14 protein-coding genes are annotated in these 12,760 nt (G+C 46.1%); 3 read left to right on the top strand and 11 right to left on the bottom strand.

The window, feature by feature from the left end; translation table 11 throughout:
• Positions 1–15: 15 nt before the first annotated feature.
• From WG8_RS10815 to WG8_RS10775, 9 genes are all read right to left on the bottom strand, one after another.
• The gene (locus tag WG8_RS10815) at positions 16–1,032 is read right to left on the bottom strand and encodes an LLM class flavin-dependent oxidoreductase (protein ID WP_007430210.1); all 1,017 of its coding nucleotides are present in this window, start codon (positions 1,030–1,032) and stop codon (positions 16–18) included.
• Between the two features lie 15 nt (positions 1,033–1,047).
• The gene (locus WG8_RS10810) at positions 1,048–1,800 is read right to left on the bottom strand and encodes an amino acid ABC transporter ATP-binding protein (protein WP_007430209.1); all 753 of its coding nucleotides are present in this window, start codon (positions 1,798–1,800) and stop codon (positions 1,048–1,050) included.
• The gene (locus WG8_RS10805) at positions 1,797–2,507 is read right to left on the bottom strand and encodes an amino acid ABC transporter permease (protein WP_007430208.1); all 711 of its coding nucleotides are present in this window, start codon (positions 2,505–2,507) and stop codon (positions 1,797–1,799) included. The genes WG8_RS10810 and WG8_RS10805 overlap by 4 nt, the downstream gene beginning before the upstream one ends.
• Positions 2,504–3,283 (bottom strand): amino acid ABC transporter permease, encoded by a 780-nt coding sequence (locus WG8_RS10800; protein WP_007430207.1) that lies wholly within the window; start codon positions 3,281–3,283, stop codon positions 2,504–2,506. Before WG8_RS10800 ends, WG8_RS10805 begins: the two co-directional genes overlap by 4 nt.
• A gap of 75 nt (positions 3,284–3,358) precedes the next feature.
• On the bottom strand, positions 3,359–4,207 hold the full coding sequence (locus WG8_RS10795) for a transporter substrate-binding domain-containing protein (RefSeq protein WP_007430206.1): 849 nt from the start codon (positions 4,205–4,207) through the stop codon (positions 3,359–3,361).
• A 160-nt stretch (positions 4,208–4,367) separates the two neighbouring features.
• On the bottom strand, positions 4,368–5,258 hold the full coding sequence (locus WG8_RS10790; RefSeq protein WP_007430205.1) for a LysR family transcriptional regulator: 891 nt from the start codon (positions 5,256–5,258) through the stop codon (positions 4,368–4,370).
• A 110-nt stretch (positions 5,259–5,368) separates the two neighbouring features.
• The gene (gene ssuE, locus WG8_RS10785; protein ID WP_007430204.1) at positions 5,369–5,896 is read right to left on the bottom strand and encodes an NADPH-dependent FMN reductase; all 528 of its coding nucleotides are present in this window, start codon (positions 5,894–5,896) and stop codon (positions 5,369–5,371) included.
• A 17-nt stretch (positions 5,897–5,913) separates the two neighbouring features.
• Positions 5,914–7,254, bottom strand: a complete 1,341-nt coding sequence (locus WG8_RS10780; RefSeq protein WP_007430203.1) for an LLM class flavin-dependent oxidoreductase — start codon at positions 7,252–7,254, stop codon at positions 5,914–5,916.
• 42 nt (positions 7,255–7,296) lie between these two features.
• Positions 7,297–7,566 carry a glutaredoxin family protein gene (locus tag WG8_RS10775; RefSeq protein ID WP_007430202.1) on the bottom strand — a complete coding sequence of 90 codons (270 nt, stop codon included), beginning with the start codon at positions 7,564–7,566 and terminating at the stop codon, positions 7,297–7,299.
• Positions 7,567–7,819: 253 nt separating this feature from the next.
• Here WG8_RS10775 and WG8_RS10770 point away from each other — a divergent pair, with 253 nt between their 5' ends.
• Positions 7,820–8,689, top strand: a complete 870-nt coding sequence (locus WG8_RS10770) for a DUF421 domain-containing protein (protein ID WP_007430201.1) — start codon at positions 7,820–7,822, stop codon at positions 8,687–8,689.
• Between the two features lie 212 nt (positions 8,690–8,901).
• On the opposite strand, the gene WG8_RS10765 is transcribed toward WG8_RS10770, so the two are convergent.
• Entirely contained in the window at positions 8,902–9,231 is a 330-nt protein-coding gene (locus WG8_RS10765; RefSeq protein ID WP_007430200.1) for an antibiotic biosynthesis monooxygenase family protein, read from the bottom strand.
• A gap of 154 nt (positions 9,232–9,385) precedes the next feature.
• Here WG8_RS10765 and WG8_RS10760 point away from each other — a divergent pair, with 154 nt between their 5' ends.
• On the top strand, positions 9,386–10,252 hold the full coding sequence (locus tag WG8_RS10760; protein ID WP_043890960.1) for a LysR family transcriptional regulator: 867 nt from the start codon (positions 9,386–9,388) through the stop codon (positions 10,250–10,252).
• A gap of 48 nt (positions 10,253–10,300) precedes the next feature.
• Here WG8_RS10760 and WG8_RS10755 read toward each other — a convergent pair whose 3' ends face one another.
• Positions 10,301–11,494: a GTP-binding protein gene (locus WG8_RS10755; RefSeq protein WP_007430198.1), complete on the bottom strand. Its 1,194-nt coding sequence runs from the start codon at positions 11,492–11,494 to the stop codon at positions 10,301–10,303.
• A 190-nt stretch (positions 11,495–11,684) separates the two neighbouring features.
• On the opposite strand from WG8_RS10755, the gene WG8_RS10750 reads away from it, so the two are divergent.
• Entirely contained in the window at positions 11,685–12,665 is a 981-nt protein-coding gene (locus WG8_RS10750; protein ID WP_043890959.1) for a DMT family transporter, read from the top strand.
• Positions 12,666–12,760 lie beyond the last annotated feature (95 nt).

The following is a 12,760-nucleotide window of genomic DNA, read 5'->3' as shown; positions in this document are numbered from 1 at the left end:
AAAAGCCGATAGCAGCTAGGATTGTACAAGCGATCCGGCAAAGGCTTCATGCAGCAGCTCGAATGAGCGCACGCGCTTTTCAATATCCCGTATTCCCGTCGTTACGATCAGCTCGTCAGCCTGATATTTTGCTTGAATTTCCGTCAACAAAGCATAAATTTCGTCTTTATTGCCTTTGTTAATTTGCGCTTCCGTAACTTCAATCGTATACTCTTCACCCGATTGCTTGCCGAATTCCTCTGCACTTTCCAGCGTTCCCACCGTCGCCGTTTTTCCACTGGCCAGAAGAATCTTGTACAGCTTATGCTCGCCTGCCAAGGCCGCAGCCTCCTCGGAGGTGTCAGCTACAATAACGGACAGTGCAAAAAGAACCTTTGGTTCACGTCCAAAGCTATAATCGAATGACTCCCGATACGTGCGGAATGCATCCAATGCCACCTGCTCACTGCTATTGATAAATTGCGAGAAAACATAAGGCAACCCCAAACGTGCGGCAATGCCAGCACTGTCTGTGCTTGTACCCAAAACGTAAATTTCCGCCGGTGTTTCCGGAATCGGATTCGCCTGTAGTCCGGCTAGCGGCCCTTCTTCAGACGGGATATTATGAATGTAACGACTTACTTCATCAATTTTTTCTTCCAGAGAAGGCGCACCATGCACGTTACGCTGTAATGCCTGTGTGGACTTTGGTAATCCACCCGGTGCACGCCCAATGCCCAAATCTACGCGACCCGGCGCAAGAGATGCCAGCACATTGAAGTTTTCGGCCACTTTATACGGGCTGTAATGCTGAAGCATCACCCCGCCAGAGCCGATTTTAATATGCTCGGTACGTGCCAGCAAATGGGAAATGAGTACCTCTGGCGAAGAGCCCGCGACCTGCTCGGAATCATGATGCTCTGATACCCAAAAGCGTGAAAACCCTAATTCCTCTACACGCTGTGCCAGTTTAATCGTATTGCGAAGCGCCTGTGCTGCTATTTCTCCCTCGCCTATAGGGCTTTGATCCAACACTCCGATTTTAATACTCATATCTCCCTCTCCCGTCTATATTGAGTAATTATATTCTGGTGTAATCCGTTTCAGGAATTGCTTGGTCCGTTCTTCTTTGGGGTGGTTAAAAATATCGTCCGGTGTGCCTTCCTCGATGACATGACCGCCATCCATAAATACCACATGATTGGAAACATCTCGCGCAAAGCCCATTTCATGCGTAACGACAATCATCGTAATGCCTTCCTTCGCGATCTTGCGAATCACCGACAGCACCTCGCCCACCAGTTCAGGGTCCAGCGCCGAGGTCGGTTCATCGAACAAAATCACTTCCGGGTTCAGCGCCAAAGCACGCGCAATGCCGACACGCTGCTGCTGTCCACCGGATAGCTGGCTCGGATAATGATTCAGCTTCTCGCCCAGACCGACCTTTTCCAGCACTTCGATGCTGATTTTTTTCGCTTCCTCCGGCTTCACCTTGCGGACGACGACAAGTCCCTCCATGACGTTTTCCAGCGCCGTTTTGTGCTTGAACAAGTTGTATTGCTGAAAGACCATGGCCGTCTTTTGCCGTAAAGCCAGAACATCCTTTTTCGCAGGCCGCTTGCAGTTTACCGTAAAATCACCGATGCTGACTTCTCCATCATTCGGCTTTTCCAGATAATTGATGCAGCGCAGCAAGGTCGTTTTGCCAGAACCGCTCGGGCCCAGAATAACGACGACCTCGCCTTTGTTCACGGTCAAATCAATGCCTTTGAGCACCTCATGCTTGCCGAACGATTTCGTTATATTTTGCAGACGGATCATGATGCTCTACCTCCATGAAACACATTGATTTTTTTCTCTACCAACCCGGATATTCGCTCAATCAGCACCGTCAACCCCCAGAAGAGCAGAGCGGCCGCAATATATACCTCTAAATATTTCCAGTTCGTAGATGCCAGAATTTCAGCCTGTGCCTGGATTTCTGTCACCGAAACCGTGAAGGCCAAGGTGGAGCCATGAAGCATCCCAATCACAGAATTCGTCAGGTTCGGCAAGCTCACCACGAACGCCTGCGGAAATACGATTCGTCTCAGCACTTGCCACGTCGTCATGCCGACCGCATAGGCTGCTTCGATCTGCCCCCGGTTCACCGATTGAATACCGGAACGGACGACCTCAGACATATACGCGCCACTGGTAATGGAAAATGAAATGAGTGCAAATACCATATAGGGAACGTCTTTGGAATGAAACGACCAGCCAAAATGCTTCGCTCCCGCATCAATCAACAAAGGCAAGCTGAAATAAATAAGCAGCAAATGCATCAGCATCGGTGTACCCCGGATAAAGGTCACATAACCGTGCGAAATCTGGGATAACACAGGCACCTTATAAATTCGGGCCAGCGCCGTTATAATTCCGATGACCAGCCCTGCCAGTACGGAAACCACCGTAATGATTAACGTGTTGGGCAGCGCGGAGAACAACCCCAAAAAGGCGGTATACATAAATCCAAAATCCAGACTCATATGCCTTTGCCCCCTTTGCTGAGACGTGGACTCCTCAGGTGCCGCACCACAAAGCCTTTTCGTTGTTCAGGCTCTTTCCTGGCGGTATCCCGATGTTCATGTCGGAGAAGCACATTTTCCAGCACCTTGAACAATTTTTGTAAAATCAGACTGATCACCAGATAAATCAGAGACAGTGCAATATAGGTTTCAACAAAATGCTGGGTAGCCGAGCCTAATGTCTGTGATTTCCCTGTCATCTCCATCGCTCCGATGGTAAACGCCAGCGAAGTATCCTTCAGATTGCCAATCACCAAATTGGAAAATACCGGAACCACGACAGCCAGCGCTTGCGGCAAAATAATGCGTGTAAAGGTCTGATATCCGGTCATGCCGACCGACTGTGCTGCCTCGATCTGTCCACGGTCTACGGCTCCCACACCTGACCGGATAATCTCCGAAATAAATGCCCCGCTGTTGAGCGCGTAGGTCGCTATGGCAAACCACAGCACATCCCATCTGGAGGAGTTGATATCAACCAGCTTCAGCAGCTCCGGCAAGCCGTAATACACCAGAAACAGCTGGATTAAAATAGGCGTTCCGCGAAAAAAGGAAACATACACCTGAGAAACACGCTTGAGAAAAGGAATGTTATACATGCGAGGCAGCGCAACCAACAGACCGATCATTAGCCCCAATACGAGCGAGCTTGCCACTATAAACAACGTGATGTGCAAATAAGACAGCATTTTCGGAATAAAGCTAAAAACATAGTCAATGTTGAACTCTCTGCTCATATACCTGCCTCCTTCCTATACATCAGCGGTCAGAATACACGGAGTACCCTGACCGCTGAACATTCAAACCTATCCTTATTTCTTGCTGCTGCCTTCCTTTTTCACATCTTCCAGAGACTTGGTAAAGTCCTCTCCGAGCCACTTAACGCTCAGCTTTGACAGCGTGCCGTCGTCCTTGACTTCCTGAATCGCTTTGTCCAGATCGTCCGCCAGACCCTGCTCATTTTTGTTCAGTACATACAATACATCCGATTGAGTCAAAGGATCACCGACGGTTTTCAGAGCTACTTCTCCTTTTTCATCCGTGTTAAAACGGTTCGCAAAATCTGTCGTAATGGTAGCATCTATACGGCCGCTCGTAATTTGCTGCACCGTATCATTGGCTGCACCGCTCGTATACACAATGTTCAAGGCGTTCCCGTGAGTTTTGTTGTACTCCTTTAGCACATAGGCCGCATTACTGGTTGGGCTGGTAAGTACCTTTTTCCCTTTCAAATCATCAATCGAATGGACTGTATTGTTATCCTTTGCTACGGCAACTCTGTTCAGGAAAATACTATACGGATTTTTGTTGAACAGATATTTGGCTTCGCGCTCCGGGTTCTTTTCCATTTGATGAGATACCATGTCGATTTTACCGGCATCCAGACTCAGCAGCAGATTGCCGAAGTCCATTGTTTTGAATTCAAATTCGTATTGAGGCAGGCGCTTGTCCAGTTCCTTGATCAGCTCCACATCAAAGCCTGTTAGATTTCCGTTTTCGTCAATAAAGCATACATTTTTGAATTGAGTACCCGTGCCTACGATAATTTTCTTCACATCTCCATTTGAGCCTGACGCGCTAGACGCGTTACCTGAGGATCCGCAGCCTGCTATCACCAGGATCATCGCCACAACAGACAATAATGCAAACCACTTCTTCATATGAATCCCCCTCGTCTCTTGGTATATCAGCAGTTTGCGACATACATGCTAGCTACAATATTTAGTAGTTAATAATTCCTATAAGCTTAATTGGTTTTTAGATGTGACTAATTTAACACCTGGAATCATATACGTCAATCCACCAGGTAATAGAACTTTTCTATAGCAAAACAGCCTCGCGGAAGCCATCTGTCAACGCATCTGCAAAATCCGATGTCACTGCACAGTCTTCTTTGGTTGCCACAATGCTAATCTGCATAGATACACTAGCCACCTCAGGCACATGAATGCGGAACAATTTCTTATCCTTCACTTCACGACTTACACAGACATCCGGCAAAAAGGCAATGCCCGCTTCTTCCAATACCAGCTTTTTGGCCGTAACCACATTATCTACCTGAAAAGCAATATCCGGCGGCTGCTCCAGTGATTCAAAAGCCCGATGAATTCTCATCCAATCTAAAGACCCACATTCAAAAAACACCAGTGTTTCATGTTGAATATCCTGAATGCTGGCCTTGCCTGTCTTCATAAACGGATGACCCTCGTATACATACAGAGAAATAGGATCTTCATAAAAAGCAAGCGTACGAATGGATGGGTGCATTACTTTACGGACAAAACTAATGTCTACCTCACGGTTCAACAGCTTTTGTACCAGTTGATCCGTCGTAGCCGTCACAATTTTGTAGTTAACCTCCGGATAGCGGGCGCGCAGCTGCTTTAAAATTTCAGGAATGATATAGTTCGACACCGATATCGTGCAGCCAATTCGAATTTGCTGAGGAGCTTTCTTGCGCTGTTGAAGCTTTTGCTTTCCTTTTTGCAGTACCTGTAGCATCTGCTCCGCATAAGGAAGAAACTTCCGTCCATCCTCCGTGAGAACAGTTTGCTTGCTTTGGCGGTCAAACAGCTTGCATTCCAGCTCGCGCTCCAGCGTCTGAATCCGTGCTGTGACAGAGGGCTGTGACAAGAACAACGCTTCTGCCGCCTTGTTAAAACTACCATAGTGATTCACGTATACAAAGGCTTCCATATTCTCGATATTCATACGCAAGTCCTCCAGTGAGCTTATATACATTTATCCAATGTGTTAACTCGGTTTTTTTGTATCATAAAACTCACTGAACGACCTGTCAATGGACATATTGAAAATATCTATCACTTTAATAGCCCATTCAGCTCTTTCACAGAACGGTCCAACCGTACAACCAATTCTTCGGACAACCCGTATGCTCCATCCGGCAGCCGTTCAACCCACTGATCCAACGCATACACACCGCCAAGAATATGTCTTCCGCCCAGCGCGTTGAGAACTGGCTTCAAGGCATAGTCTATGACCAGCAGGTGAGCCAACGTGCCACCGATAAATAAAGGAAGTACAGGTTTGCCTCTCAGTCCCTCCTGTGGAACCAAATCCAAAAATATCTTCAACAGGCCGGAATAGGCGGCTTTGTACACGGGAGAAGCTACGATGATGGCATCTGCTGCTGCAATCAGCGCAAGTGCTTCAGTAACAGCAGGACTGTTAAAGTTGGCCTTCACCAGGTCCTCGGCTGGCAAGTCAGCCACATTCAGCAAGGTGGTCTCCGCTCCGGCCTGCTGCAATTGCTCGGTCGTATAGTTAATCAAGCCATATAGACGGGATTGTGTAGACGGACTGCCTGACAGGATGACAACCTTGGACATATTTCTACCTCCTTCTATTATGCGTCTACCTTCACTTTGGATCTGGCCGCTGTGTAACGGTTCTCTGGAATCGGTACGCCCAGGTTTTCACGCAGCGTGCTAAATTCATAATCCTGACGGTAAATGCCGCGTTCCTGCAAAATAGGCACAACCAGATTTACAAAGTCATGCAGACCCGATGGCACATCAGAGCCGATAATAAATCCGTCTGCCCCTTTTCTTTCAAACCACTCCTGCACCCGATCCGCCACCTGCTCAGCAGTCCCGATAAAAGAGGTTCTCGGTGTAGCCGAACGCAATGCAACCTCGCGCAGAGTCAGATTTTGCTCTTTGGCTGTCCGTTTGATTTTATCTGTACCGCTGCGGAACGCATTGCTGCCAATACCATCAAGCTCAGGGAATGGCTCATCCAGCGGATATTGTGAGAAATCATGATGATCGAAGAAACGTCCCAAATATTTTAACGCGGCCTCAATCGTCACCAGATTGGTAATCTCCTCATACTTCCGTTCCGCTTCTTCCGTCGTGCTGCCAATAATCGGTGAAATGCCCGGTAAAATGACGATATCCTCTTCCGATCTGCCATAGCGGACCGCTCGTTCCTTCACATCACGATAAAACTGCTGTGCTTCCTCCAATGTTTCATGTCCCGTAAACACAGCGTCCGCTTCCTTCGCAGCCAGGTTTTTACCATCCTCTGAAGAACCTGCCTGGAAAATAACCGGCTGTCCCTGCTTGGAACGCCCAATATTCAATGGACCCTGCACAGAGAAGAACTCACCTTTATGATTCAGCGTATGCAGCTTTTCAGGGTCAAAGAATACGCCGGTTTCCTTATCACGAATGAACGCATCCTCTTCCCATGAATCCCACAGCCCTTTGGTTACCTGCAAATATTCATCGGCAATCTTATAGCGCTGCGGATGCGACGGATGCTCGCCTTTGTTAAAATTAAGAGCAGAGCCTTCCAGCGGAGAAGTTACCACATTCCAGCCTGCACGACCGCCACTGATATGATCAATGGAAGAAAACTGGCGTGCTACCGTAAACGGTTCGCTATAGGAAGTCGACAGTGTACCAACCAATCCGATATGCTTCGTCACCCCGGCCAAAGCGGACAAAATCGTAATGGGTTCAAAACGGTTTAGAAAGTGAGGAATGGATTTTTCATTAATAAACAGGCCATCTGCGATAAATACAAGATCAAACTTGCCTTCCTCTGCCTTTTGCGCCTGTGTTTTATAAAATTCAAAATTAACACTCGCGTCCGCAGGCACTTCAGGGTGACGCCAAGTCGTCATGCTTCCCCCAACACCGTGAATAATCGCACCAAATTTAATTTGTCTATTCTTAGCCATGAACTCTTCCACCTTTCTTGAAAATAATGATTTCCCGTCGGCTTATACCGCTTGATTGTAACTTTCCAGCACTTTAGCCAGCTCTTCCAGATCCGGGTTGAGCAGGGCTTCATATTTGTTATCCCCACCCACCTCTACCACAGGGACATAACGAATACCATATTTGGTCTCCAGCACGTCACGCAGCGCATCATTTCCGTCTACTTGAATATTTTCATACGGCTGATTTTGGGATTCCAGGTACGATTTGATCTCTCCACAAAAATGACAGCCGGTTTTACTCCACAGAACAACTTTAGGTTTGGACGACATACACATACCTCCGTGAACTTAATGTTTATAATCCCGATGAATTAAATAAGAATTATATTTATAATGTATCCTGCTCCCCCCTTTCCGTCAATCGCTCGGCTAATAGACATCGACAATGCAACGATAGAAAATTTTAATATGCTTTAAACGGTTTATCTAGATTAAAGTGCTCGCGTTTAAACTGATCCTGGTGCGGATATGCTTGGAATATTAGCGCACTTGCGGCAAAACGAAATGAAATGAGGTGGAGCAAATGCAGGATTGGGCCGAGGTTGCTACACGCACATTAATGGCTGTCGCTGTATTATTTTTAATTGCTAAAATTCTCGGAAAACGTCAGGTATCCCAGCTTTCCGTGTTCGAATATATAACCGGAATCACGATAGGGAATCTGGCCGCTACCATTCCTATGGAGCGAGAAAATACTTGGTACTTAGGCTTTATAGCCTTGGCAGTTTGGGTCCTGACAACATTTGTCATTGAAATATTGCAAATTAAAAGCAAGAAAATCAGAGATTTTACCGATGGAAAGACCACTACTCTGATCAAAGACGGCAAAATTTTAGAGGATAATATGAGAAAGGAACGGCTTACACTAGATGAGCTCATGGAGCAGCTGCGGGGTAAAAATGCATTCAAGGTATCTGACGTGGAATTTGCGATTATGGAGACCAGTGGTGAGATCAACGTGCTGCTGACCAAAGACAAGCAGCCGGTGACCCTTAAGGACCTCAATATGCTGCAGCTGCCGGAGAAGGAACCAACAGCCATTATTATGGATGGACAAGTTATGGAGCAGCAAATGGCCTACATAGGAATTACGCAACAATGGCTGGATGCAAAGCTGAAAGAAAAAAGTCTGACGGTCAAAGACGTATTTTTCGCACAGGTGGACCAGCAAGGGGAGCTGTACATTGACCAATACAGCGATAACGTACAGATGTCCAAGGCACAGGACTCTAATCAAGCCGTGCTGACGCTGCTGCAGCAATGTACAACCGAGCTGCAAAAGCTGGCCTTGAGTTCCAGTGAACAGCAAAGAAAGCAGCTGTATGAGCTATGCTCACACAACTTGAAGGAAGCTATCCAGGAAATGCAGCCGGTAAATTCGTCTAAATCCTGAGCTTATACGTATATGACATAACAATATAAGTATGGGAACCAAAAGGGAGCGTATTATCAGCCGTTTACGGCTTTGAAGACGCTCCCTTTAGCCTGTCATGATTTCATCTATGTCTACAGTAATCATTTTGAATGCCAGCATTTTTTTTGGAGGGCCGGGTCATCGACATTTTATGATTACTGTAGCGCGCTGAACCTATTTACTGAACCTATTTACACTGTAAAAAAATAATCTCGTTCTACCTTACTCACTCTTAAACCAAATGTTCTATACCACTCGGATTTCCCTTTCTCCTGTGCTACCTTGTGCAGCTCATTATGTTTCCAATTTTTTATAGCGTCCAAGGACTCCCAATAGGAAACTGTGATGCCTACTCCATTTTGGTCGCGAACACTTTCCATGCCCAGAAAACCCGGTTGTTCAGCAGCCAGTTTCTCCATTTTGTCTCCCATCACTCCGTATCCGCCATCTCCTTCAGTACGTTCAGAAGTAAAGATAGCAGCATAATAAGGGGGCTGTGGCGTTTTTGCAATTGAACTCATAGGTACCTCCCAGAGATTAAATGGTTATCAGCTTTTTCTTAAGTAAGGATTTTGCAAAATCCTCAAATTCGATTATAACCACAAAACTGAGATAAAAAAAATGAATATATATGATACTATGTATGAATATATTTCATTCAATCTAGGAGGACACATGAACTTGTTGAAATATAAGGTCTTTCTTAGCGTAGTAGAAACGGGAAGCTTCACCAAAGCAGGAGAGACTCTCAATCTTACACAATCCGCAATTAGCCATGCTATTTCCGGTTTGGAACATGAATTGGGCCTGACTCTTCTGATTAGAGGACGTTCAGGCATCAAATTGACCAGTAATGGACAACACCTGATGATGCATTTCAGAGAGATCGTACAAATGAACGAGAGGCTCTATCAAGAGGTCGCTCTAATCAAAGGACTTGAAACCGGAACTGTCAAGATAGGTACGTTCTCAAGCGTTTCCATTCAATGGTTGCCCGGTATTATCCAAAAATTTAACGAGCAGTTTCCATTTATTGAACTGAAATTACTTGACGGCCACTACCATGAAATTGAGAAGTGGATAGCTAGCGGTGAAGCTGATTTCGGCTTCGTTAATTTGCCTGCTTTAGACGTACTGGAAGTACTGCCACTTCGAAAAGAAAGAATGCTGTGCCTACTGCCATCGAATCATATGCTTCGGGAGCAGACAGCCATACGTGTGGATCAACTCCGCGATGAACCCTTCATTATGCCTGCTTCCGGCTGCGATGTCGATGTACGAAGAATTTTTTCACAGCACAAGCTTGCTCCGAAAATCAAATATGAACTGGAAGATGATCATGCCATTATGGCAATGGTGCAAAATGGCTTGGGCGTGAGTATTCTTCCGGAAATGATTTTATCTCAAAATCCTTATGAACTTTGTATTCGACCTTTGGATGGGCCCTATTCACGTTCTATTGGTATCGCTGCGGCTTCTTTAAAGAATATGGCTCCTGCCGCCAAAAAGTGTATGAACTTTATTACGGAATGGATTCGCTAATATCTATTCGCTATATCTATACATCCTGTTTCATTCAGAGACGAATTATTATTGCCCGTCTGGCCACGGCAGAGGATTTTCAAAATCAGACCAATCCATGTTCATCTCCGTATCGTTCAGCAGACATTGATCCAGTTCCTCTTCCAGGTCCGATTGCTCCATTCCGATACCGATCATGACAATTTCGTTCATGCGGTCCCCCCATTGCTCGTCCCAATTGTCCAGAGCTTCTGGGTCGGCTGCGACGATCTCCTGCCGTTCTTCTTCCGACAACGCGGCAAGCCAGCTTCCCGCTGGTCCAAACTGAATAGATGGACCGGCCTGGCTAATGCTCGCTGCCCAATCCTGAGGTGTCGCAATCCAGACCAAACCTTTGGCGCGCACGACCTCCTGCGGCCAATAGCTCATAAATTCAGCCAGTCTGGCAGGATGAAACGGTCTTCTGCGGCGATACACAAAGGAGTGAATACCATATTCGTCCGTTTCCGGGGTATGACTATCCAGCTCCAGCTCTCGAATCCATCCAGCCGATTGACTGGCCTTGTCAAAATCAAAAAGCCCTGTATTCAAAATGTCCGAAGGAGCGACCTGTCCCTTAGTAGTACGAATGATTTTGGCTTCAGGCTGTAATTTGCGCAGCACACCCTCCAGCTTGTCCAGCTCGGCAGGCTGAACCAGATCGCATTTATTCAGAATGAGTACATCACACGTTTCAATCTGGTCAATTAGCAGATCCGAGACATCACGCATGTCGTCTTCTCCAGTAGCCTGCCTACGATCCAGCAGTGTTTCCCCTGATTCAAAATCATGCCAGAAGCGGTTCGCATCGACCACGGTCACCATGCAATCCAGTTTTGCCAAGGAGGATAAATCAATGCCCGTTGCTTCATCGGCGTACGTAAAGGTTTGAGCGATGGGCACAGGCTCACTAATTCCTGTCGATTCAATTAAAATATAATCAAATTCGCCCTGTTCGGCCAGCTTCTTGACCTCCAGCAATAAATCCTCACGCAATGTGCAGCATATACAGCCATTGGACAGCTCAACCAGTTTTTCTTCAGTTCTGGACAAGCCTCCTTCTTTTTTAACCAATTCGGCATCTATATTTACTTCACTCATGTCATTAACGATCACCGCTACTTTCATTCCGTCCCGATTGTTTAATACATGATTTAAAATCGTCGTTTTCCCTGCACCCAAATATCCGCTCAGCACAGTTACCGGCATTGCTTTTTTATTCATTGACAGTATGCTCCCTTTGCTATTTGTTTGTTATGTCATATTTTCAAATCGTAATAATTACTATTAACGTCGGCATTCAGTAATATACAGCATCCCTTTTGCCTTGTCAACGACGAAGAATGTCTTGAAATAAATGATCAAACATTATTATTATGGGTAATAACAATATTTAAAGAATAAGGTGAATGTGTTGCGATCCATTTGGCTAGGTGTGTTGGCTGCTTTGTTTTTTGCTTTTACATTTGTTCTCAATCGGTCTATGGAGCTGTCTGGCGGGAGCTGGATTTGGAGTGCTTCATTGCGGTATGTATTTATGGTTCCTATTTTACTCGTCATTGTTATGAGCCAGCAGAAGCTTAAGCCTCTTTGGATCGTCATGAAGGAACGACCGGGAACATGGCTGTTATGGAGCTTCATCGGATTTGGCTTATTTTATGCTCCATTATGCTTCGCATCGGCTTATTCGCCGGGTTGGTTGATTGCGGGTACTTGGCAAGTTACCATTATTTCCGGTTCTCTGCTTGTCCCGTTATTTACAGAGGTTGTACAAACGGAGAACGGGCCAGTAGAGGTGCGCGGAAAAATCCCCATTCAAGGACTTATGATGTCTCTGATTATTTTAGTTGGAATCCTTCTCATGCAAGTCGAGCAGTCACAATCGATTTCTACACAAGATTTTTTGTTCGGCTTCCTGCCGGTCATCATTGCCTCCTTCGCATATCCATTAGGTAACCGCAAAATGATGGAGGTTTGTGCAGGACGGTTAGATGCCTATCAACGTGTGCTCGGGATGACTTTAGCCAGCTTGCCTTTCTGGTTATTGCTTTCGCTATACGGAGTGTTCAGTGCGGGAATGCCAAGTAAGGATCAGACGATACAGTCTGCTCTGGTGGCTGTGTTTTCAGGAGTGATCGCGACGGTTCTATTTTTTAAAGCAACGGATCAGGTGCGCGGAAATATGCAAAAGCTGGCGACCGTTGAAGCAACACAATCTCTGGAAGTGCTGTTCGCATTAATGGGGGAACTGATCTTTTTATCCATCCCAATTCCGTCACTTCTATCATGGCTAGGTATGTTCGTCGTCATCCTCGGTATGGTTCTGCACAGCTATGTTGCACACTATAAGAAACCGGATCAACGATTGGTATCCAAAAAGATAGACAACGCTTAACACAGGACAAAAAAACACCTCGCTTGTTTGGGATCATGGAAGAAAAAATATCGCACAACTCTTGCGCAATGTTATGCCCATTTGCAGAGTTGTGC

Source organism: Paenibacillus sp. Aloe-11, from assembly GCF_000245715.1.
Classification (GTDB): Bacteria; Bacillota; Bacilli; order Paenibacillales; family Paenibacillaceae; genus Paenibacillus; species Paenibacillus kribbensis.
This window is presented reverse-complemented; position numbering and strand designations above follow the sequence as displayed.